Annotated in this window: 22 protein-coding genes and 1 other RNA gene; 3 read left to right on the top strand and 20 right to left on the bottom strand. The window is 36.8% G+C overall.

All coding sequences use genetic code 11. From position 1 onward, the window contains the following. Positions 1–319: 319 nt before the first annotated feature. From JNUCC74_RS06625 to JNUCC74_RS06590, 8 genes are all read right to left on the bottom strand, one after another. A complete protein-coding gene (locus JNUCC74_RS06625; protein ID WP_454067395.1) occupies positions 320–949 on the bottom strand; it encodes a response regulator in 630 nt (209 codons plus the stop codon). Then, a complete protein-coding gene (locus JNUCC74_RS06620) occupies positions 942–1,982 on the bottom strand; it encodes a sensor histidine kinase (protein WP_454067394.1) in 1,041 nt (346 codons plus the stop codon). Before JNUCC74_RS06620 ends, JNUCC74_RS06625 begins: the two co-directional genes overlap by 8 nt. Then, on the bottom strand, positions 1,979–2,707 hold the full coding sequence (gene liaF / locus JNUCC74_RS06615) for a cell wall-active antibiotics response protein LiaF (protein WP_077320096.1): 729 nt from the start codon (positions 2,705–2,707) through the stop codon (positions 1,979–1,981). The genes JNUCC74_RS06620 and liaF overlap by 4 nt, the downstream gene beginning before the upstream one ends. 602 nt (positions 2,708–3,309) lie before the next feature. After that, the gene (locus JNUCC74_RS06610; RefSeq protein ID WP_454067393.1) at positions 3,310–3,942 is read right to left on the bottom strand and encodes a PspA/IM30 family protein; all 633 of its coding nucleotides are present in this window, start codon (positions 3,940–3,942) and stop codon (positions 3,310–3,312) included. Positions 3,943–3,955: 13 nt separating this feature from the next. Then, positions 3,956–4,312, bottom strand: a complete 357-nt coding sequence (locus tag JNUCC74_RS06605; protein ID WP_077320094.1) for a lmo0954 family membrane protein — start codon at positions 4,310–4,312, stop codon at positions 3,956–3,958. A gap of 424 nt (positions 4,313–4,736) precedes the next feature. Next, positions 4,737–5,345, bottom strand: coding sequence for a DedA family protein (locus tag JNUCC74_RS06600; RefSeq protein ID WP_454067392.1), 609 nt, complete (start codon positions 5,343–5,345; stop codon positions 4,737–4,739). A 28-nt stretch (positions 5,346–5,373) separates the two neighbouring features. After that, positions 5,374–6,345: an MsnO8 family LLM class oxidoreductase gene (locus JNUCC74_RS06595; protein ID WP_454067391.1), complete on the bottom strand. Its 972-nt coding sequence runs from the start codon at positions 6,343–6,345 to the stop codon at positions 5,374–5,376. A 512-nt stretch (positions 6,346–6,857) separates the two neighbouring features. After that, complete coding sequence (locus JNUCC74_RS06590; protein WP_454067390.1) at positions 6,858–7,436, bottom strand: DUF1836 domain-containing protein; 579 nt, start codon at positions 7,434–7,436, stop codon at positions 6,858–6,860. Positions 7,437–7,583: 147 nt separating this feature from the next. Between JNUCC74_RS06590 and trhA the strand changes: the two genes are divergently transcribed. Beyond that, a complete protein-coding gene (gene trhA, locus JNUCC74_RS06585; RefSeq protein WP_454067389.1) occupies positions 7,584–8,231 on the top strand; it encodes a PAQR family membrane homeostasis protein TrhA in 648 nt (215 codons plus the stop codon). Positions 8,232–8,587: 356 nt separating this feature from the next. On the opposite strand, the gene ltrA is transcribed toward trhA, so the two are convergent. The 11 genes from ltrA to secG form a co-directional block, all read right to left on the bottom strand. Then, positions 8,588–9,976, bottom strand: coding sequence for a group II intron reverse transcriptase/maturase (ltrA, locus tag JNUCC74_RS06580; protein ID WP_454065268.1), 1,389 nt, complete (start codon positions 9,974–9,976; stop codon positions 8,588–8,590). Between the two features lie 639 nt (positions 9,977–10,615). Continuing rightward, positions 10,616–11,053 (bottom strand): CBS domain-containing protein, encoded by a 438-nt coding sequence (locus JNUCC74_RS06575; protein WP_454067388.1) that lies wholly within the window; start codon positions 11,051–11,053, stop codon positions 10,616–10,618. Between the two features lie 215 nt (positions 11,054–11,268). Beyond that, the gene (locus tag JNUCC74_RS06570; protein ID WP_454067387.1) at positions 11,269–11,508 is read right to left on the bottom strand and encodes a YppG family protein; all 240 of its coding nucleotides are present in this window, start codon (positions 11,506–11,508) and stop codon (positions 11,269–11,271) included. Between the two features lie 197 nt (positions 11,509–11,705). Further along, positions 11,706–12,881: a Ger(x)C family spore germination protein gene (locus JNUCC74_RS06565; RefSeq protein ID WP_454067386.1), complete on the bottom strand. Its 1,176-nt coding sequence runs from the start codon at positions 12,879–12,881 to the stop codon at positions 11,706–11,708. 924 nt (positions 12,882–13,805) lie between these two features. Beyond that, a complete protein-coding gene (locus JNUCC74_RS06560) occupies positions 13,806–14,138 on the bottom strand; it encodes a phosphoglycolate phosphatase (protein ID WP_454067385.1) in 333 nt (110 codons plus the stop codon). A gap of 346 nt (positions 14,139–14,484) precedes the next feature. Continuing rightward, the gene (locus JNUCC74_RS06555; protein WP_454067384.1) at positions 14,485–14,772 is read right to left on the bottom strand and encodes a hypothetical protein; all 288 of its coding nucleotides are present in this window, start codon (positions 14,770–14,772) and stop codon (positions 14,485–14,487) included. Between the two features lie 304 nt (positions 14,773–15,076). After that, positions 15,077–15,440: a transfer-messenger RNA gene (gene ssrA, locus JNUCC74_RS06550) on the bottom strand. Between the two features lie 115 nt (positions 15,441–15,555). Beyond that, on the bottom strand, positions 15,556–16,020 hold the full coding sequence (smpB, locus tag JNUCC74_RS06545) for an SsrA-binding protein SmpB (RefSeq protein WP_454067383.1): 465 nt from the start codon (positions 16,018–16,020) through the stop codon (positions 15,556–15,558). Between the two features lie 685 nt (positions 16,021–16,705). Further along, positions 16,706–18,874, bottom strand: coding sequence for a ribonuclease R (gene rnr / locus JNUCC74_RS06540; RefSeq protein ID WP_454067382.1), 2,169 nt, complete (start codon positions 18,872–18,874; stop codon positions 16,706–16,708). Positions 18,875–18,923: 49 nt separating this feature from the next. Further along, on the bottom strand, positions 18,924–19,670 hold the full coding sequence (locus JNUCC74_RS06535; protein ID WP_454067381.1) for an alpha/beta hydrolase: 747 nt from the start codon (positions 19,668–19,670) through the stop codon (positions 18,924–18,926). Positions 19,671–19,861: 191 nt separating this feature from the next. Beyond that, positions 19,862–20,095 carry a preprotein translocase subunit SecG gene (gene secG / locus JNUCC74_RS06530; RefSeq protein ID WP_077320074.1) on the bottom strand — a complete coding sequence of 78 codons (234 nt, stop codon included), beginning with the start codon at positions 20,093–20,095 and terminating at the stop codon, positions 19,862–19,864. A 214-nt stretch (positions 20,096–20,309) separates the two neighbouring features. Here secG and JNUCC74_RS06525 point away from each other — a divergent pair, with 214 nt between their 5' ends. Then, positions 20,310–21,227 carry an alpha/beta hydrolase gene (locus tag JNUCC74_RS06525; RefSeq protein WP_454067380.1) on the top strand — a complete coding sequence of 306 codons (918 nt, stop codon included), beginning with the start codon at positions 20,310–20,312 and terminating at the stop codon, positions 21,225–21,227. Positions 21,228–21,465: 238 nt separating this feature from the next. Continuing rightward, the gene (gene ptsP, locus JNUCC74_RS06520; protein ID WP_454067849.1) at positions 21,466–23,178 is read left to right on the top strand and encodes a phosphoenolpyruvate--protein phosphotransferase; all 1,713 of its coding nucleotides are present in this window, start codon (positions 21,466–21,468) and stop codon (positions 23,176–23,178) included. A 106-nt stretch (positions 23,179–23,284) separates the two neighbouring features. Here ptsP and JNUCC74_RS06515 read toward each other — a convergent pair whose 3' ends face one another. Next, on the bottom strand, positions 23,285–24,259 hold the full coding sequence (locus JNUCC74_RS06515) for a nucleoside hydrolase (protein ID WP_454067379.1): 975 nt from the start codon (positions 24,257–24,259) through the stop codon (positions 23,285–23,287). Positions 24,260–24,628 lie beyond the last annotated feature (369 nt).

Raw genomic sequence — 24,628 nt, 5'->3', positions numbered from 1 at the left:
TACGACAACGAATATGTCATCCAGCTCATTCGAATAGTTCTATAAAGAAAGAGGTGTCAGTCTTGAAAACGAAGACAATACTTCAAGGACAATTACGACAACCTCTATCTGACTAAATACATTATACCTTGAGTGGTACAACGATTTAAAACTAGTAAAAATACTAGTTAATAATAATATACGAGGACAAGAAAAGCTGCTTGAATCGACATCGCACGCAGAAAAAGCGTCCTTCTTTTTCAGGACATTGCGATCTTAGCTGACTTCGATCCTTTTTTTTCCTAGTTTTTGAACCCGTACGATTACATCCTCTTCGTTCTCAATCGACTAAGTGGTGTCTAAAAGCATAAATAACTGCTTGCGTGCGATCCTGCACCTCTAATTTTGCCAGTAAATTACTAACGTGAACTTTTACGGTTTTTAAAGATATAAATAATTGATCAGCAATTTCCTGATTTGTTTTCCCTTGTGCCAGTAATAATAATACTTCTTTTTCTCGACCTGTTAACCGTTCATGTAATTGTTCCTGAGGGGAACGCATCCGATTCATCAGTTTACCAGTTACTTCTGGTTCTAAAACTGTTTGTCCTTCATAAGTAGCACGAATCGCTTTAGCTATTTCCTCCGCTTTGGACGTTTTTAGCATATAGCTGGTTGCTCCAGCTTCTAGAGCAGGATAAACTTTTTCATCATCCAAAAAACTTGTCACAATAATAATTTTTGCTTCCGGCCATTGTTCCATAATTAATCTAGTTGCCTCAATACCATCCATTTCTTTCATAACGAGATCCATTAGTATTATATCTGGCTTCAACTCCAAAGCAAGCGTGACAGCTTCTCCGCCATCATCAGCCTCAGCTATTACATGAATATCCGGTTGAGCAGATAAATATGAAGTAACTCCAATCCGCACCATTTCATGATCATCAGCAAATAATACATTAATCATTTTTGTTCTCCTCTCTTCCCAAGTTTGGTACCTTTACTTCAATGCGTGTACCTTGCTTTGGGAGACTTACTACTTTATAGCTTCCACCAACTTCATACGCACGTTCCCGCATATTTTGTAGTCCGTAAGATCCTGTCTTCAACTTCTCCATGTCAAACCCAATGCCATCATCCGTCGCCCGGAGAATAATATTTCCATCTCTTTCTACGAGCATAACATGCAAAGCGTTAGCTTTCGCATGACGAAGCGTATTCGATAATGCTTCTTGCAAAATTCGAAATAGCTGATCTTCTACCCCTTTATCTACAGAAAAGGCTTCAATATTCCAATCAATTTTCATTGGTACTTTTTGTGTTAATTCAAGCAATAACTCTTTTGTTCCCTCTTGCAAAGACTTTCCTTTTAATGCTACAGGTCGTAAATGTAAAAGCAATGCACGCATTTCCAATTGAGATTGCTGGATCATTTTTTCCACCATAAGCAGTTGTTTTTTTATCGTCTCGTTTTTTGGCGGATTTGTTTCCGTAATTGTCGACATCATCATGGAAGCTGCAAATAACTGTTGACTTACTGAATCATGCAACTCCCTAGCTAACCTGTTTCTCTCTTGAACGACAATTTCTTGAAGGCTTTTCTCTCTTTCTTCAGCCCTCTCTGTTGCCAAACGTTGGGCGTGTTCGGTCTGAATTCGGATTTTTTTTTGAATTTGTTCCAAATACCGCTGAATTGACTCTAAGTCCTTCGGCGTTTCTAGTTCAAAGCTCAGCTTTTGACCTTTAATTATTTCTTCCATTTGCTTTTCTACATAATGTACTCGCTGCTTCCAGTAAAAACCAATTACGATCCCTGCTACTCCGCCAGCAACGATTGGAATAGCAAACAGGATCAATAAAAATGGAAAATCCTCCATCTTCTTTTCAATGATTATTGTCCAGTCATCGATAAAGGCAGCAAAAGTAAAACCAGCAATAATAACAGTTAAGACAACACTATACATAATTGCAGTAAAAACATAGCGTAAAAACCAATTCATATTCGCTTCACCTCAATATCTCCAGATGCTAATGAGGTGATGATTTTTACACGAGGATATGTTTTATCATAGCCTTCTGTTTGATAAAGTAATGTTTGATTCATTAGCTTGTCATGATATTTTCCGAGGATTAACGCCCTGCCAATAATTGAGCTGTGCTGAATACTAATTTCTACTTCATAAGGAACATAAATCTCGATATTACCAACGAGATGCCGAATCGATATAACAGCCGTATCATTTGGTAAAACTGTATTGCTAAGGTCAATCACCCGATCGCCAAATGCTCCATGTATATTAATATCACGCCACTCATAAGCTATTTCATCCGTACGCTGATCAGCAAACAATCGATGGTAAAACAACGGTCGTTTGCTAACTAGTTCCTCTTTTTCTTCTTGAAACCCCGATAATTCCGGCTTTATCCATTTTGCTTCTTTTTTTGATTTGGAGTAATTAATAATAAATATAACAATTGCCGCAATCACCAAAAAACGGACTGCCAGCATATTCAAAACAGAAAAAACGACGCCAACGATTCCACCCCAAAATGCTAGCTTACCCCAAAGCTTCGAAAATCGCTGTCGTCCTATATAAATGAGCAATGCAAAAAATAATGCAGGAATGATCATGCCACCTTGAAAAAAGGTAAGCTCAATAATAAAGAGGATTACTCCAACGATAAATATCCAATTTAAAGTATCTGTTGATAGTTGTTTAAACATGAAGTAACCCCCTTTGAATCGAGTATGTATAAAGTGAAACTTCCATGAGTGGGGGTTTTCTTTCATCCCTACTCATGGTTAGTACCTTAAAGGTATGACCTAAGGCCCCTGAACCAATCGGACATTTATTGCAAGTCTCCTCCGCCTAGGCTTCTTGATTCCTCTTACTCTTCTAGGTGGGGGTCTTACTGCCAGTTAGATGTGAAATAAAAATTGATCGGTAAATCAACACTTGTAAGGTGTGGTTAAACAAAGAAGTGCAAGTTTAAGATCTGGTCGATTTTTACTGCATGCTGCGCTGCCTAATCAGTTTTACTGCTTATCGTTTTTATCTTTATATATACGGATCACTTGAAATTTATAGAAAAGCTTGGCTTATCGCCAAGTCTTTAGCAAAAGCTGTAGTTTTTCTTATACTTTAAAGCCTAATTTAAACTTTCCTATAGTAGAAACAAAAACAAGCGCAAATGACTGCGCCTGTATAGTATACCATGTTTTTATTTTTCTAAGAAGTGCCGGAAAAACAGGCTATGCATCGAACTATTTCAGCCTTCTCTTAAGCTGTTAACCTTATTTAGCTGTTCCTATAAACATGATGTTATTTAAAACTGTTCCTTTGCATCCATCTTTTTCTCCAGCTTAGCAATTTTATGATCAAAGGTACTGCGGTAATAGGAATTATTTACTCTATATTCCAGGCCCTCAATGTATCTTTCCATTTCAGTAAATTTAGAAAATGGTTTATCTGATGATTCATCAATTACACGATTGATCTGATGATTGGCACGTGCTACATTTTCACGTCCCATTAATTCCATTCTACGTAAATGCATGTCCTTTAACTTATGCTTCATATTTTCATATTTTTGTTCTAATACCTCTAGTGCTTCAGCTGCTTCATCATAAGAAGCTTTCATGCGCTCTGCACGTGCTATATATTCCTGATGTTCTCTAAGCGCAAATTCATGCAGCTGTTCTTCTCCTGCTTGCTCGGCAATTTCTGCTTGCTTCGTTCGCTTTTCTGCTAAATTCTTTGCTAACTGGTATTCTTTAAAAAATTCGTCTTTTAGTTTATATTGGCGTTCTACAAGTTGACGTACTTTTTCCTTTTCCTGTTCACTCTGCCTAAGATAATGATTTAATGCAGCGATTGGATTTTTTTGTTCTTTTTGATCTAGTGCATAGTGAAGATCACTTACAATGGATTCTTTAATTCGGGTAAATATATTGGTCATATATGATCGCTCCTTATCGATTATTAAATTCTGCCCATTGGCGCTCAAAATTTGTGAATGGGTCATCATCGTCAATATGTTGAACAACAGGGTTCTTATCGGTTTTTTTCCAGTTTTTATAAATAAGGTACAGTGCTAACAACGCCACAACGCCCATTAAGGCAAACACATTTGAAATAGTGAAGCTTAGCACAATAAGCCCTAACATTACCCAGCCAATCTTACCAGCTGTTGAATCACTTTTCATAAACTGTTTAAAGATCACGTAAAGCAGCCAAATTCCAACAACAAAAAATACCATTGGACCTAAATTGGCTAATAATACAATCAAAGCTGTTAATCCTGCTAGAAATAGTAGAAACTTTTTCAATCGCGTTTCCTCCTTCCTTTAGCTTACTTCTATCATACAGTTCATTCTACTTTTCCGTAATGAACTGTAGCCATATTTTACTCTAGTACTTAAGATGTAGAGAGTTGATATTTGGGACAAAAAAGAAATGAGTAACGTTTAGACTGCTAATCCGGATCATGAAAAATCGAATTATATTTTAATTAGAAGGAAATTTGCAGACAATAAAGGAAGAGAGCCAATAAAATTTAAGAGAAAGAAACTACATTACATATTGTAAGCTATTGCGCCATAGATGCAGGATAATGGAACCATGACGACAGGAGCCAATGGATTATCGCAGGAAGGACATCGAAGTTGACTACAGCTCAAACACTTAAGCTGGATGAAGTTGCTTTCAAAAAAGCGAATAGAAAAACCTTCCCTACAAGCTGAAAGCAGCAAATTAATGCTGCTTTCTTCGTTTGATAAATAGATATACAATAAGTATTATCCCTATTCCTAAACCAATATAAACGACGGTTGAATATAAATCCATGAATTTCAAAATATCAGTCCATGATTCTCCAAGTTGAACGCCAATTAAAATAAGTATTGTGTTCCAAAATAAGGTACCTGCAACAGTAAATAATAAGAACATGGCAAAATTCATGTTCGACATCCCCGCTGGAATCGAGATCAAACTTCTTACTAAAGGAACCAATCGGCAAATAAATACCGTCCAATAACCATACTTGGCAAACCAAGCATCTGCTCTTTTAATATCTTGTTTTTTTATACGCAAGATATGACCATAACGATCAATCAATTTTTCTAATTGTTCTACATCAAGAAGCAAACCAATCCCAAACAAAATAATTGCACCAAGTACAGATCCTACCGTTGCTGCAGCAATCACACCAAGTACTGTTATATTCGTAGTTGTCGTTAGAAAACCTCCAAAGGGTAGAACAATTTCTGAAGGGATGGGGGGGAATATATTCTCTAAAGCCATCATTAGAAAGACCCCAATATAACCTAGTTCTTCCATCATCGATGTTACCCAATTTTGCATTGATATCTCTCCCCACCTGAACAGTAAATTAAAGACATGTTTGAGCGATTAATTGATAGGAATTTCTTCTAATCTCATAATCAGGTATATTTGTAAGAATCATGATTTCATCTGCTTGATATATTGCTTGTAACGCTTGCAGCTGCTCATATACTTGTAATGGATTACCAAAAACAAATGGAGTTTTTAGTTTTTCAGGTAATGCTCCATCTTTATTAGAAATATTGGATTCCATAGTTCTTTGTGTGGCCGTGGGGTAATGCTCCTCCACTTCTTCCAACTCTACATTTTCAAATAAAGCCATTTCCGTGAGTTTTTTTGCCTGTTCATAAGTTTCTGCACATATCACTGATACTGCGACGATGACTTTTCCTTTTGCCTGTTGTCTATACTGTTTAACAATCGCTGGACCGTCCTTCTCTGTCATAAAATGCCCAAACACATAGGACATATCTTTTTCTGCAGCTAACTTAGCACTTTTTTCACTTGTGCCTAATAGCCAAAGGTCAGGCGGATAATTAGGAACAGGAGTTGGAGCGATCTTTGCATAAAGATGATCCTTGGCAAATGTTTGTTTAAAAAATGCAAGCAATTCATCTATATCAGCAGAAACGTTTCGTACATTTTTTAAAAAATTTCCCGATAAAGCTATTGTAGCTTCTGCTGATCCGCCTGGAGCTCTGCCTATCCCAACATCGATTCTCTCTGGATACAGCGTTGCTAATAAATTATATCTTTCGGCGATATGAAACGGTCGATAGTGAGGCAATAAAACAGCACCAGCGCCAATCTTAATTTTTTCTGTTCGACTCCCGATTAAGCCAAGAATAATGTCGGGAGCAGGACAGGCAAATCTTTTCATATCATGATGCTCAGCAACCCAATAACGTGCAAAACCAAGTTGATCAGCCATTTCAGCTAACTCTAAAGAAGCCTTGATTGCTTCTTTAGCCGAAGCCCCTTTAAATACTGGCACTTGATCTAAAATACTTAGCTTCAACTGCTTCCCTCCTAAACATAGACAACCTCTATTCTAGTGTATACACTATTTGTGTCAATTAGAAACAAAAATCAATTGTTAATAGAGGTTGTTCGAAAAGAATGGAAATCACTCATTGAACTGCGGACTTGTTTCTGCGTTCCTTGGAAAAGAAAAAATTTTTTTCCTGCATGTGAAGAGAGGCTCGGGGAAGCTATACGAGTGCTAAAAGATCTTTTACTAAAAATGCCCACAGGACGTGGGCATTTTAGAAGTCAGTACGTCCTGTACAAGCGCGCTACTCGAAACTACACCGCCTCGAACTTCGGCTCGACAGGCTTGCTAGTATCGGCGTTGCAACAAGATGGAAAGCTGCTGCAGCGACACGTCGTACACAGAAAAGTCGTTTTTCTTTTCAAGGACAGATTATACTTCGACTGCGACACATCGCACGAAGAAAAAGTAGACTGCTTTTTCAAAGACACATGAGATCCTATGACCTCAGTCTTTTTTATCTCTTTTTGTACAAGTACTTATTTGTCAATTCTTTGAGCGATTTGATCAACTATTTTTTCTGCAGCTCTCCGATAATAATTACTCATATTAACAAAGGAAGCAACTAATAAAAATTCTTGCAAATAATCTGTATTATTACTATCCAATGTTTCAATGTGTTGTTCTACATCTTCTACTAATTGTTTAATTTCTGACCTTAGCTGCTTCATACTATCATCGGCAAGTTGTACATAGCTTTCATATAGTTTTGCTAAATCAAATTTATCCTCCACGATCATCTTGTTCAGCTTGTACAGCGTTGTTTTTACATCATTAATTGACAGTGCGCCTTTTAATTGATAAATCATAGAAATAAGCATTAAATGATCTTTTGTATATTTTTTATTTTTTATGGGAAAGAACAATTTACCTTTCGCATAATTATTAATCATCGTTTTAGTTAGAACTTTTTCATCATCATCTCGCTTCAATATTCCAAATTTACTTTCAAACAGTTGTATAACTTGATCCATATATAAATCCAAATTAGGAATTTCTTCTATTGGAAGCTGACTATGTAATTGCAGATTATTTAAATATTCATTTACGTTTTTCATATACAACCCTCAATCTTTTTGTCTATAATCAATAAATTTATTATACGTGAGATAAAAATGGAAGTAAACCTTGACTACATAGCAAAATGCATATATTATTGTTATATAGTTTTCAAAACTACATAACATTGTAAAGGTGTTGATTGAATGAGCGTATATATTCGTGAACCAATTAATGGGCTAACTCATTTATTTGGTGCCATATTATCATTTATCGGGTTACTCGCATTAGTAATAAAAGCAACTGCAACTACAGATTCTGCACTTTCTATTGCTGCAGTCATCATTTTTGGTGTGAGTATGACTTTACTTTATTCTGCATCCGCAACATATCACATGGTCATAGCTAGAGATCGTGTAATCGGATTTTTAAGACGAATAGACCATTCAATGATCTATGTATTAATTGCAGGAACATACACTCCTTTTTGTCTTATTAGCTTAAAGGGAACACTTGGCTGGACATTATTTGCCATTGTAAGCTTATTAGCCGTGTTAGGGATTGTATTTAAGTTAGTGTGGTTTCATTGTCCACGATGGTTATCAACAGCTCTATACATTGGTATGGGGTGGATCGTTGTATTCTTTAGTTCGTCCCTTGCACCGGTAATTAATACTGGTGGAATGGTATTTTTAGTAATAGGTGGTGTTATTTATACGATTGGCGGAATTATCTATTGGTTAAAGCCAAAAGCGCTCGATTTTAAACATATGGGTTTTCATGAGATATTTCATCTATTTATTTTGGCAGGAAGCTTATTTCACTTTATTACAGTTTACGCATATGTATTGTAGACAGATTCTTTTATTTTAGAAAAACTTGGCTTATCGCCAAGTCTTTATGACGAAAGCTATCGTTTTTCTTATACGATAAAGTGAACTTCATTCAGAAGGAGTTTGCTTCCCTCTCCTACTGAATGTTAGTACCACAAGGGTATGGCCCTTGAACCAATCGGGCATTTAGGTGCCGTTTTTTGCCACTTAGACTCTTTTGTATCAATTCAGGACTTGAAGCAGGAGTCTTACGGCACCTTACATGCGGGATAAAGCCTAAAGTTTTATACTTTCCTATAGTATCGAGTAGAGGGAAAAGTTAAGTAACTTTTTCGCCCCTCTCACACCACCGTACGTACGGTTCCGTATACGGCGGTTCAATAGTTTGAGTGTACGAACTGGTATTGTAGAGCGATGTCTTTATATCCTCTTGATACCAGTTCTTTGTCTGTTAATGAACGATGAAGTACATAGCTACCAGATATAGCCCAGTAGCCTTTTCTTGTATTCGACCATTCATAAGCTTTATGTTTATCGATACCTAAGCGAATTAGATTTTCTCTTTTCGTGCGTTGGTTTTTCCATTGCTTCCAGATATATTGTCTAATCCTTCGCTTCAACCAGCCATTGAGATTCTTCATAAATCCTTTCATTTCCCCTATGCCATAGTAGTTTATCCACCCTGTCATAAGTTGCTGGATTTCTTTTAGAATCACTTCAAGATTCCGTCCACGATTGCGTTTGGTGATTCGCTTGAGTTTCTCTTGGACGGTCACTTTCGCTTTGTTATGAGGACGAATTTTAACCCCATTCTTCGTGGCTAATAGACAGAAGCCAAGAAACTTCTGTTTCAAAGGGCTTCCAACCGCACTCTTTTCTCGGTTAACGGTTAGACTCAAATCTCTCTCAAGAAAGGTAGTAATATTATCCATTACTCGATATCCTGCTCTTTTACTTTTCACATAGATATTACAATCATCTGCGTAACGAACGAATCGATGACCACGCTTTTCTAATAGTTGGTCTAGTTCATTTAAATAGATATTACTGAGTAACGGAGATAGGTTTCCGCCTTGCGGCGTTCCTTGTTCTGATTTTTCGAAGATACCGTTAATCATAATTCCACTTAACAAGTATCGTCTTATCAAGTGAAGCACTCGCTTATCAGATATCCGTTTTTCCACGAAGTACATGAGTTTGTCATGATTTACCGTATCGAAGTAGGATTTCATATCCAGGTCCACTACATATTTGTACCCTTGTTCGTAGTACGATTTTGCCCGTATGATGGCATGATGCGCACTACGTTTTGGACGAAACCCAAAACTATTATCGGAGAACGTTGGTTCAAATATTGGTTGTAACACTTGGTTGATAGCTTGTTGAAGCATCCGGTCGATGACTGTGGGAATCCCCAGTTTCCTCTTTCCACCATCTGGTTTCGGAATTTCAACCCGCAGAACGGGTTGCGGTTTATACTTTCCTTGACGTAACTGGGTTAATAATTCCTCCTTGTGTTCCTTCAAGTATGGGAGTAGCTGGTCGTACGTCATACCGTCGACCCCTGCTGCTCCCTTATTTCTGACTACTTGAAGGTAAGCTTGATTTAAGTTGTTCCTTGATAGGATTCTTTCAAACAGATTGGATACACCATTTTGATTGTTCTGTTCACCATGAAAGGTACTATGCGCTTCAACATACCCTTCATGTTCCACACTATCTCTCTGCCGATAGCCAGATTCTCCTGTTTTCTGCAGTTGTCGCACCTTCCACACCTCCTAGTGCTTTCAAAATTTCTATTGTTCGATCCTTCATGTTTCGTCAGCTAACATTACTATGACCTCTGCTGACTTCTTGTGATTCACCAAAACGTCACCACTTTGGTTGTGCTGGTTCGTTATCAATCAACTCCCACTGCACCCTCACAAGACCTCCCCCGGTAAGAACGAAAACTTTCCTCCCATGTAACTGTTAGATTTACTGTATAGGTTTCGGGCAGTATTGGACTTTATCTTGTCACGCAGATTTATCCGACCTAATTCAGCCTTCTATCTAATTTCTGTTCGTCAGTTCAGGAGTTTGCGTCCAGCTTCCTTCAGCCACTACCTCACGATAGCCACCTTGCCTTCCGCTAACAGTTCCTACTGCCAAGCCTGTAGTGGGCTTTCACCACCAAGTTTTCGCCCATGCAGGGCGCACGGAAAAAAGGACTTTGATTCGTTTAATATCAAAGTCCTTTTGTTATTCAAGTAAGGTTATCACACCTCAGGTTGGAAGGTGAAAGCCCCGTTCTGTATGCTTAAAGAACATTTTGGAAACTCGGTTTCTAACGTCTAAGAAAAGACCAATAGCTATTCAAAAATGAGCAGGGGGTAACAAGAGTATCCCCCACTCTTGTTTTTGATTTATTGCTGTGGACTTGAAGGATTTGAAATATCTGATAATGCTTCTCCGGCTTCATTTTGTAATTGATCATCTACAGCTAAGTCGCCTAAAGCTACCATACCGACAATTTTTCCATTTTCAACAATTGGTAATCGGCGAATTTGTTGTTGTGCCATTAGCTCTGCTGCTTGATGAATATCCATATCAGGTGTACCGTGCACGATTTGCTGTGCAGTCATCACTTCGGATACGGGAGTTTGTGCTGCTTCCCCTTGAGCAGTAGATCGAAGCGTTATATCGCGATCCGTTATCATCCCAACCATATTTTCACTATTATCTACTACAGGTAAAGCACCGATATTATGCTCACTCATCAAAGCAGCTGCCTCTTGAATAGATTGAGACTCATTTACTGTATACACATCATTTGTCATGTAGTTTCGTATTTGTTGATTCATTAAAAATAACCTCCTTTTTTTTAGGATGTGTCATTTGGCTATTTTTATGATGAATTAGTAACAAAACGAAGTCGTATGCTGGGGGATTTATCCTGTAAAAAAGTACAATCAACACTAAAATTTTATACTGAACTCCATTTTTATTGCACACAAAAAAACACCTTCCAAGGATGCTTTCCCCATAATAGAAGGTGATTGAGTTAATGTTAAAAATTCTATTTTTTAAAGAAAGTCGTAATTAGCGGGCTGACTTGACCATATAATCTTCCCACTTGAGAAGCAACTTCTGTCATCTTATTAAAATCAATTTGACCATCTTGATCTCGAAATGATGATAGTAAATTAGCTGTGACAGAAGATTGCTGTTGTGGATTTTGTGGAGGTCTCCCTATCCATGTAGGTGGACGGCGGGAGCCTTGTCTTGGTTGCTGATTTCTAGGTCTATTTGGAAACATTTCATCACCTCTCATTCCGTGCTTCTATTACAGTTTATGAGCAAGTAATTACATGCTGTGAATAGACGTTTTTCTTATTTATTAATTAAAACCATTAGCGGTTGGTTGTCATTCCTAACCATAAATGAATTTAACAGCCATCAACCTACATGGATAGCACAGTTCAAGCGGTTCATATTTTACTGTCTTATGATTTATTATCTCACGCTATCCGAGGCTCCGGTTTTCCGGATTGTCGCGTCTACCTTTACATTAATTTTACTTTTAGAAAAATAATTCGTTCCTACATCCCAATTATCTTTTATTTCCTTCCAAACTTTATAATGGCGTTCAAACAAGACATCGCCAATGCCAATAAAGTCTACTTTTAAATCCTTTTGAGCTACTTCGATCGTCTTTTCCGTAAGCTCTTTCACCCGCTCTTCTGTGGCCTTCTCTACTTTTTTAAAAAAAGAAGCCGTTAAAATATCTGAAAATCCATGCTCCTCTGCTATATTTCCTTCCACACTTATCGAAATTTCTACTTCTATATTGTTTTTGTCAGCTTTTAAAACTTTAATATCGGGATTCCCATCAAATAGTTCAACGACAACAGTATGTCCATCAATGTTCACATTAATTGGGGCAATTTGTTGTGGTTCCGTTAGAAAACTTAGCCCAGCAGTTTCATCATCTGATAATGAAGCGACCATTTTATCATCCTGGGCGTGGATGACAGCAGCATCCTTATATTTTAATTTTTTAGAGCTTACAATTTCAACCTCCGGTACAGTATAGCTCCGATCGTTCAGCATTAATTCTTGTAGCTGTCCAACATGTATATGTTTTAAAGAACTAGCGTTTTTATAATTACTTTCCATAAGGGAATCAATAAAGAGAGCAGGAACTTTTTCATCTACAGGCATAACCTCCAAAACATCCTTTGCTTTATCGTTCTTTGCAATAGCTACTTTCATTCCTCTACGCATCTCATGATCTCTTATATAAACATCTATAATTTTTGAAAAAAGTTGGGGCTCTCTGACAATTTCCTCTGAGACGATAACGACTTTCATATGTTGAAAGAAGGGAGCCTCACTAGATAAAATGGCCATTTCTCGGATAATTTCAAAAATGCTTTCTCCTCTTACTGTTACATTTTTATAAGCTGTTGGTTCTCCTCCCCCACCTTGACTTGGATTTTCCAATCCAGTTGGTATGACGAATTGATTCGTAACTTCAAGTTCATAAGTGCCATCTGTTTTTTTGTCTACAAGATCTACTGCTGAACCAACAACAAATCCTCTTTTTTCAATTTCTACCCTGTCCCAACAAGCAGTTAAAAATAGAAGAAAGAAAATACAAATAAATGCTCTTTTTAAATTATTTTTCAATTATGTTCATCCTTCAATAAACTTCTTTTGTATATAACTTTTTCTTTCTTCTTTTTCCCTATCTTACTCGTTTTTATACGTACAACATCTAGCATAAAGACAAACTTTTTACAGGTAAAATTTTAAAAAACAAACTGAAAAACATGAGTTTTTCCATCAGTTCCCTAAATATTAGAAACGAAAGAAGGAAAATGCTAGCCTCTTTAAATTAGAAAAACTTGGCTTTTTCGCCAAGGCCTTTAGCGAAAGCTGTAGTTTTTCTAATACTATAAACCCTAAAATTTTATACTTTCCTATATTATAAAAAGTAATTTCTTAGTTATTATAAATCAACAATCGAGAAGCCAAGCAAGATGATTACCGACTATTTAAAATTAAAAACAAGAATACCTAAACTACTAGGGTATAAAGACTTTTTTGGGATTCTGACAGCCATCGTTTTTAAAACAATAAAATAAGTTGAAACGAAGTGTAGACGTAATTAAATAGATCAAAAAAAAGCATAAGCAAATTTCCTATGCTTATGCCTTTTTTCTTAGCTAATAACATGTTCGTTTTGTTAGATGAATAGCTATGTAAATAGGAGATTTACGACCCTTAAAAATGCCAAACAACTTAATAGATACGTTGGAATTGATATTATGCGTTATCAATCAGGAAATAAATGATATAAAGATCGTATCAATAAACGTGGAAATAAGAAACTGCGAAAAAAATATTTTATGATTTTTTCCATGATTTATTACGAAAAAAAGGAAAAAACTTATCGTTGATTATTTTGACAAATTGAAAAAACAACCTCAGAGGAAACCTCATAAGGTTGCGGTGATAGCTTGTATAAATAAGTTCTTGAAAGTGGCAACTCACCTTATTTTACACGCCATACTATATGTAGAAGACGTATTATTTACACTTCTTAAATATTCAGTTTATGGATACAACTTTAAAATTTTTGGATGAATCCAATGTAACAGAAAACTTTTCTTGTTTATTATTGGTGACATGTCCTTTTAAATATATTTCATGTGAGGCATATTCTCCTGAAGAACTTACTTCGTCTACTGTAACCTCAAGATTCTTTTCTTTTTTAAAGTAATCAACAGTAGTTTGTATAGCTTTTTCTTTTGTTTTTGGCCAATTTTCAGCATTGAATTCATCTGGTGAACCATGGTCTCCAATAACAAATATCCAAGCTATAAATATAAGTGACAAGCTACTGCAAATTAAAATTAATGCAACCATTGTGTTTTTCTTCATTATCAGTGACCTACCTTACTACCTTTTATTTTGCTTTTGATTCAAACACCTTAGCTTTTTTTATTTAAGGAATAGTCTTAATCCCATCTGTATTATTATAACAAATGTTGTTATGGCACAGCCATCTTAAAATGTTGAACTAAGCATAGACTGCTTTAAAGATTTTTCATAATAATACCCGCTTTGCATAACTCCCTGTATACTCCTCGTACTTTCCATCACTATATTGTTCTGATTTCAAGTAAGTTTTAGTTTCTAAAATCATGGACAAACTAAAAAGACAGGAAGCTTATAACTTCCAAATCCCACCTTGGAAGCCCCTCAACCAAAAGGGGGGCTTATTTTATTATCTCAATTTATTAAGCAACCGTGAATTTTGTGCAGCAGTACCACGATAATTCTTTATACCGTGCTTAGCTGCTAGTTTTTTACGGTTACTAAAGCTTGAATCTACATCAATGCTTTTCAAGTAATTCGCTAATGAATTAGTTTGCATATCCCCTTTACTGTTTTTTATGATTTTCCGTGTTTCCTGCATTTCATTGCTTAAACCTCTAAAGTCACCACGCATGGAGTTTATTTGTTCAAATAAATCCTTATTGGTGTACCAAGGTCTTTGCTCACTAATATTCAACCTCCTGTTTATGGGCATGAAAAAAAGCACCTCGTTTGAGATGCTCTTTAAGTTAAAAATATTAAAAAAAATACTATTCCATCCATCGGTTGCACAAAGGTTAGGACACAACTACATTAGACACTTACAGTCATTTATATCCGTCAACGGAAAAAGAAGCCGTTCTAAAAATGGAAGACGACTTCAAGCTAGCAAAAATTATTGAGTTTAAAAATGCATAGTTTTGCATTAGGCAAAAATAATTTCTTACCAAGATTCTTACCGCGTTTTTTAAATCCCTGTCACATCAACGCTTTTAAGCATTTGATGGAGACGGTGGGAGTCGAACCCACGTCCAGAGATATTGCCACTCAGGCTTCTACACGCTTAGCCGGTATATTCGTTTTCGCTTACTCTGCAGCCTACCGACAGGCTTTCAAGCAGCTAGCCTGATTCAATTCTGCCATCATCCTCAGGCGGCGAATGACGGTATAGCCCGCTTACGTTTGAGACCCTTCAATCTGCTACACGGGCGATAGCAGGAAGGATCGCTTAGCAATGCTTACGCAGCTGCTAAAGCAGTGTTATTGTTTGTTTTGCCAGTTATATTTAGGCATAACGTTTTACGAGTCGTAACCTCGACGTGCAACCTGAGCTCAATCTATCCCTGTCGAATCCGTAACGTCCCCGTAAAAGAGTAACGCTCGGAAGATTGAGCATCTATTTAATTACTGTTCATTTTTTATTGTAACATTTCCAGTAAAATAGTCAAGTCCATCAATGTTCTGGGCGACTTCGTATTTGTTAACGCATATGTTCTTTAATCGCCCGATCGACATCCCGTTTCATTTGTTTCCGTTTTAAATCTTCACGCTTATCATATTTCTTTTTCCCTTTTCCTAAGCCCAAAAGCACTTTTGCATAGCCGTTTTTAATATAGATTTTTAAAGGGATTAAAGAATAGCCTTTTTGCTGAGTTAATCCAATTAATTTATCAATTTCTTTTCGATGAAGTAATAATTTGCGCGTCCGTGTAGGATCGTGATTAAACCTGTTCCCTTGTTCATACTCGGCAATATGCAAATTAATTAACTTGACTTCACCACGATCAATTCGGGCATGTGCATCTTTAATACTGACTTTCCCCGCACGGATTGATTTAATTTCCGTTCCTTGTAAGACAATCCCTGCCTCATACGTATCCTCGATAAAGTAATCATGAGAAGCTTTTCTATTTTTTGCAATAACCTTTCCTTGTCCTTTTGGCATCAGTACTTCCTCCTACTGCTTACATGAACTTTATTCTACCAAATATTCAGCTGTATTCCAATTAGAAAAACTTAGCTTATCGCTAAGTCTTTAGCGAAAGCTGTAGTTTTTCTTATACTATAGAGCCTAAAGTTTTATTCTTTCCTATAGTAGAACAAAAGCGACAGCGCTCGGCTATTGGCAAACAACTGAATAAAGGAAACATCCCCTGCAACAGAAGTATGCCAACGCCTGAGCGGGCAAGCCCACTTTTAGTCAGCTTTCCTTTAATTCGAACCGATGGCTGACTTATCGTAGGAAGAAAAGCGAAGTTTGTCAGTAGCTTGAGCGCTTAAGCTGGATGAAGCTACTTTTCAAAAAAGGATTTCGACAATTATTATTTCCTATACAAATCATGACCACCCGTCCTGAAATGCACCTCCTATTATTAGGTTTGTGTCTAACAATTGGGGTGTAGTTCATAGCAGGTGGTTTACTGTTTCGCACGCTCTCACGAGTCAACGGACTCAAAGTCATAAAATAAAAATTTGGGACAAATCAAGCAAATCTCTCATCATGATAGAAGATTTTTATTAATATTAGCATCAACACGTTACGTCAGTACTTTTCCACCAAAATCTTATAAGCCATTATATTTTAAAAACCACCTAAAAATCCGCTGTCCCATAAAGTACAGCGGATAGGATTATTTCCTTTCTCGTTTTGCCTTGATTACTTGTTTATTTTCTGAATGCTCATCATAAACGATAGCAAAGTCAACCGTTCGCTCGTCAATATTAACGCCAACCACCTTAACTTGTACTTCTTGTCCAATACGATACATTTTAGCTGTTCGTTCGCCAATCATGGCTTGACTCCGCTGATCATAATGATAATAATCATCGGTTAAATAGCTAACATGTATCAATCCTTCAATCGTATTTTCTAATTCAACAAATAAACCAAAATTCGTTATCGAACTAATGACACCTGTATATTCTTCACCAATTTTATCCTGCATAAATTCAGCTTTTTTCAGGTCATCTGTTTCTCTTTCTGCATCCACTGCTCTTCGCTCAGCGATAGATGACTGCTTTGCAATTTCAGGCAATTCACTCTTCCACTTTTTCAATGTTCGTTGATCCATCTTTTTATCAATTAAATACATACGAATCAAGCGATGCACCGTTAAATCCGGATATCGGCGAATAGGTGAGGTAAAATGCGTATAATATGGTGTTGCTAAACCAAAATGACCGATGCTTTGCGGGTCATATTTCGCCTGTTGCATAGAACGAAGCATTAACTTGGAAACAATCATCTCTTCCGGTTTTCCCTTGACTTCTTCCAACACCTTTTGTAAAGCTTGTGGATGAATTTCATTACTTGTCCCTTTTATCACATATCCAAGACCGGCTAAGAACTCAAAAAAGGTTTGCAGCTTATCTGGGTCCGGGTCTTCATGAATACGATGTATGAACGGAACATCCATCCAATGAAAATGTTCAGCAACTGTTTCATTGGCCGCCAACATAAATTCCTCAATCAGTCGTTCCGCAACAGATCGTTCACGTAACACTACATCTATTGGTTTTCCAGCTTCATCCACTAACACCTTTGCTTCCTTAAAATCAAAATCAATTGCTCCGCGATTCATTCGTTTACGTCGTAAAATAGCTGCTAGCTCTTCCATACTTTCAAAAAGCGGAACGAGTTCCTTATACTGCTCTCGCAATACTTCATCTTTATGGACGAGGATTTGATTGACATCGTAATACGTCATGCGTGCATTCGTACGGATAACGCTTTGAAAAATATCATGATCGACGACATTTCCAGAAGCATCAATTTCCATTTCACATCCTAATGTCAACCGATCAACCTGTGGGTTTAAGGAACAAATTCCATTCGATAAGCGATGTGGAATCATTGGGATCACACGGTCAACCAAATAAACACTCGTCCCCCTTTCCAACGCTTCTTGGTCAATGGGGCTGCCTTTATCTACATAATAGCTTACATCAGCAATATAAACTCCGAGTAAATAGTTTCCATTATCTAATTTCTTCACAGAAACCGCATCATCCAAGTCTTTCGCGTCAGCTCCATCGATCGTTACAATCGTCTCGTTCCTTAAATCTCGTCTATCTTTGATCTCATCTTCGGAAATAGTATCAGGCGTATTTGCTGCCTGATCTAACACCTCTTGAGGAAAATCCATTTTTATTCCATGTTTATAAATAATGGACATAATATCAATACCTGGATCGTTTTTATGTCCAAGTATATGAATAATCTCACCTTCAGCACTTTTTCTGCCTTCCGGATATTTAGTAATATGAGCAATGACCTTATGGCCGCTCACTGCCCCATTTGTCATGTCTTTAGGAATAAATATATCGTTTGGAATGCGTTTATCATCCGCAATAACAAATCCAAAGGAACGATTATCTTCAAATGTACCAACAACCTGAAGGGTAGCCCGTTCTAAAATACGGATTACTGTCCCTTCCGAGCGATTACCATCTTGATCTCTTTTTTCAATTCGAACAAGAACTTTATCACCATTTATCGCCGAACCTAGGTCAGAATGATGAATATAAACATCATCACGAGTATCATCATCCGGGATTAAAAAAGCGAACCCTTTTGCATGCATTTGAATTCTGCCGCGAATCAAATTCATTTTTTCGGGCAAGCCAAAACGATTCTTACGAGTGCGAACAAGCTCGCCTTCTTCTTCTAATATATTTAAAGCTTTAATGAGCTCTTTAAATTCGTCAGCCGTTTCAATTTGCAGAGCTTCTTCAATTTCATTTACAGTTAGTGGTTTTGTTCCATTTTCTTTAAAGTAGTTTTGGATTCTCTCTTTCATTCTCTTTCACCTTCTTTCTAGTATTGTTATCCTTTTATGGTAAATATAATCATTGTTCCCAGTTTAGTGTTTCCAGAAACTGATAAATATCTTCAAATACTTGGTCTTTTTCTTTATCCATCGTAATAACGTGGCCAGATTCTTCATACCAATGAATGGTTTTATGTTCTCCTTCCACATTCTCATAGATATAATTTGCACTATCCGGATTAATCATTTGGTCTTTTCTAGCTTGAACGACCATTGTAGGAGTGTAAATCGTGTCGACATTATTTTTTACTTCTTCAATCAGTTTAGCTAGCTGCTCGAATAATGTAGTGGAATTTTCCATTAATACTTCCACTTCTTCTTTAATTACTTGTGCTTCTTTACGTTCTAACTGCTTATATTCTCTTGCAAATGCTTGAAATCCCTTTGTAAGCTGAGTTTCATTGTCAAAGAACATTGGTGCACACATAGGAATAACTGCTTTCGTTTGCTCCGTGTAAGCAAGTTTTAACCCAAGCACACCACCTAAAGAAAGTCCGGACACGGCTATTTCTTTATAGCCTAATTGTTTTAAATGGTTATATGCTTGTAATACATCCTCCCACCACTGTTCTGGATTTGATTTTAAAATTTCTTCTGGCGGTAACCCATGTCCGCGATAAATTGGGGCATGGCTCGTATACCCACACTTTTCAAGATATCTCCCCAACATGCGGACATCAGCGGAATGACCAGTAAAGCCATGTAATAATAATACCGCACGTGGACCTGCTTCAAACGTAAATGGTTGAGGTTGTTTTACTTTCATTATTCTCTAACTCCTTCTGCTTCTAAACTAGTTTACCCTTTTTCATTGTAATTGAATCTTTCCCTATATAACAAACCTTTCGTTTTGGAAGATTTACATGAAATTATTGTTTTATTCAACAATACAGCTATCCTATCAAGATTCATCAATTATAAAAACCCTTACCACTTTGAAGCGATAAGGGTTTGTATCTATTGTAAAACATATGCGCTTAGAAAAGCTAGTACAAAAAATATAACCGCTGTGACAATTGTTCCGCGATGTAACACAAGGTCAATGCCCCTTGCTTTTTGCTTGCCAAATAATTGCTCTGCTCCTCCGGAAATTGCACCGGATAGACCTTCACTTTTACCTGACTGCAATAAAATCAGTATAATCATGATAATTCCATCAATAACTAATAATACATTTACAATTCCTAGCATATTTACGTGATACCCCCTGTAACATATAACCAGCTGAACCTCTGTTACGAATCGTATGCTACCAGGAGCATACATGGATTTACATACATGTAATTTCATATATGTATTTATTTATAACTGTAGCATAAATCCTGTAATCATAGCAAGTCTTTTTAAGTAGACGAAGTGTAAATTTATATTTAAGATAGAATATAAAGAAGGAGGTTGGGATAAAATGAAAAAACAAACGTTTTGGTACCACACCCCGGATAATCTCAATATTCATGTAAAGAAATGGGAGCTTCCGTCAGTAAAAGCAAAAGCTGTAATCCAAATTGCTCACGGCATGATGGAACATATAAAAAGGTATGATGACTTTGCAACATACTTAACCTCTCATGGTTTTATTGTTTACGGTAACGACCATCGGGGACATGGGGAAACCGGCAAACGCCAAGGAATGCTTGGTTATTTTGCTGATCAAAATGGTTTTTTTAGAGCTGTTGATGACTTTCTAAATATATCTAAACAAATAAAAAAGCAACATCCTGAATTACCTCTATATCTTTTTGGCCATAGTATGGGATCATTTATTGTTCGTTCTTACATTCAAACGCATAGTAACTTAATAGCAGGTGCCATCCTTTCTGGGACAGGATATTTCCCTCTACTAAAAACAATCGTTGGTCGAGAAATTGCCTCTTTCCTTCCTCCTAAAGAAAAATCTCCATTCATGAATAAGTTAGTATTTGGTTCCTTTAATCGCAAGGTTAAGAAACCGAATACCAGGTTTGATTGGCTCAGCAACTCGCATGCAACGGTTGATGATTATATGCAAGATCCTTATACCGGCTTTATTCCGACAGGCAAATTTTTTTATGATCTGTTAGATGGTATTATCTCTATCCAGTCAAAAGAAAAAAATAAACGAATCCGTCAAGATCTCCCGTTACTGCTTATTAGTGGAGAGCAAGACCCTGTTGGAGATTATGCAAAAGGAATTTGGAAAACGGCTGATTTATACAAGCAAGCAGGATTAATACAGATTACAACCATGTTATTTTCCGATGGTCGTCATGAATTAATTAATGATTCCAATAATCAGGAAGTCTATAATGCAATGGTTCACTGGATTAATACGGAAACTATATAAAGGAATAAGATGACCAAGAATATGAAAAAATGTCTTTCAATAACTATTCGTTTTTATCTTATAACGGCTAAATTATGGATTTAATTAACTTTTATTGAAATTTTAAACAAAGTCAGTATAAATTTTCTTCTTTTTTCGACAAACTTTTTTAAATTTAGCTTGTAATTGCTTGTACCATGATGCACAAGCGGTTAAAATAGAAATGGTGATTGATATGAAGAAAGGTTGGAATATGAATATGGCTAACATTCAAGGAATCGCAGCATCTTCAGGGATAGCTATTGCAAAAGCATATCGGCTGGAGACCCCAGATTTATCATTTGAAAAAGCTTCAACAGATAATCCGCGATTTGAAATAGAGCGCTTGGAAAAAGCACTTGAAGTTTCAAAACAGGAACTGGAGAAAATTAAAGCACATACGAAAGAGAATATTGGAGATGAACATGCAGAGATTTTTTCTGCCCATTTATTAGTTCTTAGTGATCCTGAATTAATTAATCCAATGAAAGATAAAATCGAATCAGAAAAAGTCATTGCAGAAGCTGCTTTAGATGAAGTTGCAACAATGTTTATTGATATGTTTAAAAACATGGATAACGAATATATGCGTGAGCGTGCTGCTGACATTCATGATGTAACTACAAGAGTCAAAGCCCATTTATTAGGAGTTTCCATTCCGGATCCTGCTTTAATTGACGAAGAAGTTATTGTTATTGCCAATGATTTAACACCGTCAGACACTGCCCAGTTAAACCGTGAGTTTGTTAAAGGCTTTGCAACTGATATTGGTGGTCGTACTTCTCACTCTGCTATTATGGCTCGTTCCCTTGAAATCCCTGCAGTAGTTGGAACAAAAGAGATTACCACCACCGTTAACAAAGACGAAATGATCATTGTTGATGGAAATGAAGGATTAGTTATTGTTAACCCGACACAAGATGAAATAGCTTTATATCATAAAAAACAAGAGGAATTTGCTAAACAAAAGCAAGAATGGGCAAAATTAAAAAATGAACCAACAATAACTTCCGACGGAAACCAAGTAGAGTTAGCTGCTAATATCGGTACACCAGATGATGTTATTGGGGTATTAGATAATGGTGGAGAAGCTATTGGATTATACCGAACCGAATTCTTATATATGGGTAAAAGCCAACTGCCAACAGAAGAAGAGCAATTTACAGCATATAAGTCTGTTTTAGAGCAAATGCAAGATAAACCAGTTGTCGTTCGAACACTTGACATTGGTGGCGATAAGGAGTTAAATTATCTGGATTTGCCAAAAGAACTAAATCCATTTCTTGGTTTCCGCGCTATTCGCTTTTGCTTAGAAAACGAACATGTATTTCGTCCACAGCTACGCGCGTTGCTCCGCGCTAGCGTATACGGAAATTTAAAAATCATGTTTCCAATGATCGCTACACTGGAAGAATTCAGAAGTGCAAAAGCAATTCTATTGGATGAAAAAGAAGCACTTAAAAAAGAAGGCTTTGAAGTATCAGATGAAATTGAAATTGGTATTATGGTTGAAATCCCATCAACTGCAGTTATTGCCAAGCAGTTTGCCAAAGAAGTCGATTTCTTCAGTATCGGTACCAATGATCTAATCCAATACACCATGGCAGCAGACCGGATGAATGAACAAGTTTCTTACTTATATCAACCATATCATCCTGCTATTCTTAACTTGATCAATAACGTTATTGAATCGGCACATAGTGAAGGAAAATGGGTTGGTATGTGTGGTGAAATGGCTGGTGACCCGATTGCCATTCCAATTTTACTTGGACTCGGACTAGATGAATTCAGTATGAGTGCAACTTCAATTCTGCCTGCACGTACACAAATCCGCAAACTGGATAAGGTGAACTTAGCTTCTTATAAAGAAAAAATTCTTTCCATGGGAACTGCTGAAGAAGTGGTACAATTTATTAAGGAAAAAACAGAATAAGCCTTTAATACCGCAGCGCTAGCTAGTAGCTCCCTGCGGTATTTTTTTTTGAAGTTGCTTTTAGATGTGCATATCTGAACAAAATACGTTTTATTATCCAGCTATTTTATTTAGTCATCACCGACATAAAATCATAATAAAAGGTAGCGTAATCCAATTCAAAAGCAATTTCATGAACTTCTCCACCAACCACTGAATCTCCTTGGGTATCACTTTTCAAATCGACATATGGACGAATATCGGCAATGCTCTGGCCTCTTGCTATTCCTGCAACATCCTGAACAATATAGACAGGATGACTTTGATATGTCAACATACCTGGATGAATCACTGCCATCAGTGTCAGTACATCATGTAACGGGGATCCTTGGATAGATGGATTTCGCTTCTTGTAAAAATCATAATAATAATCTAGCAATATTTTAATGAGAGGTACTTTACCTACTTGATCAATATAGTTTACCATCTTTGGGGTAGCAATCGCTTGATTTGTTGCATTTAAAGGAATAATCTTAACATTTTTTGCGTTTGCTAAAACCACTTGGGCTGCGGCAGGATCACCATAAAAATTTGCTTCCGAAACAGCTGTAATATTACCAGGAATCCAGAATGCTCCTCCCATGATGTAATACGCTTTTACAGTGTTCATTAATGATTCATACAAGATAAATAAACTGGCTAAAGAAGTTAATCTGCCAATATTAACAATGATTAAATCTTCTTCTTTATATTTTTTAATAATCTCGACAACTTCAAAAAAATTATCACTTATTCCATCATGCAGTGTCTTAGGAGGAATGATCGGACCCAATCCATATTCCCCATGGATTTCCGGTACATATTTTGGATCTTCACCAGTCATTGGAATATGGGCTCCGGCAATCACTTTAATCTTCTTTACTTCCTCTGAAGGAAAGAGACTTTTTACATAATGAATATTAATCAGTGCATTCTTCCTTGAAATATTGCCATAGTCTGCTACAATTCCTACAATATCAATAGCAGCATTAAAATATGCATAAATAAGCGCAACCGTATCATCAATACCAACATCACCAAACAATAACACTTTTTTCGTCATCTTACCCCACCCTTAGTCATTACTTATATACGTCTAATAAAATAAATCTTCAATAGCGGGGGATATTCTTTTAATCCCACTGATTGTTAGTACCGTACCCCAAGGGTATGACCAAAAGGCCTCTGAACAGAATCGGGCATTTAGGTGCCGTTCTCTCCTACTTAGACCCTTTTGTACCAACTCAGGCTCTTGAAGTGGGAGGCTTACGGCACCTTACATGCGGGATAAAGTGAAACTTCATTCCGTGGAATGCTTTTTACACGGAATGTTAGTTGAACGAATCGGGCATTTAGGTGCCGTTTTCTATCACTTAGAACCTGCTATATTAACTCAGGTCTTGAAGTGGGAGGCTTACGGCACCTTCATGCG

Source organism: Cerasibacillus sp. JNUCC 74, assembly GCF_053667775.1.
This window is presented reverse-complemented; position numbering and strand designations above follow the sequence as displayed.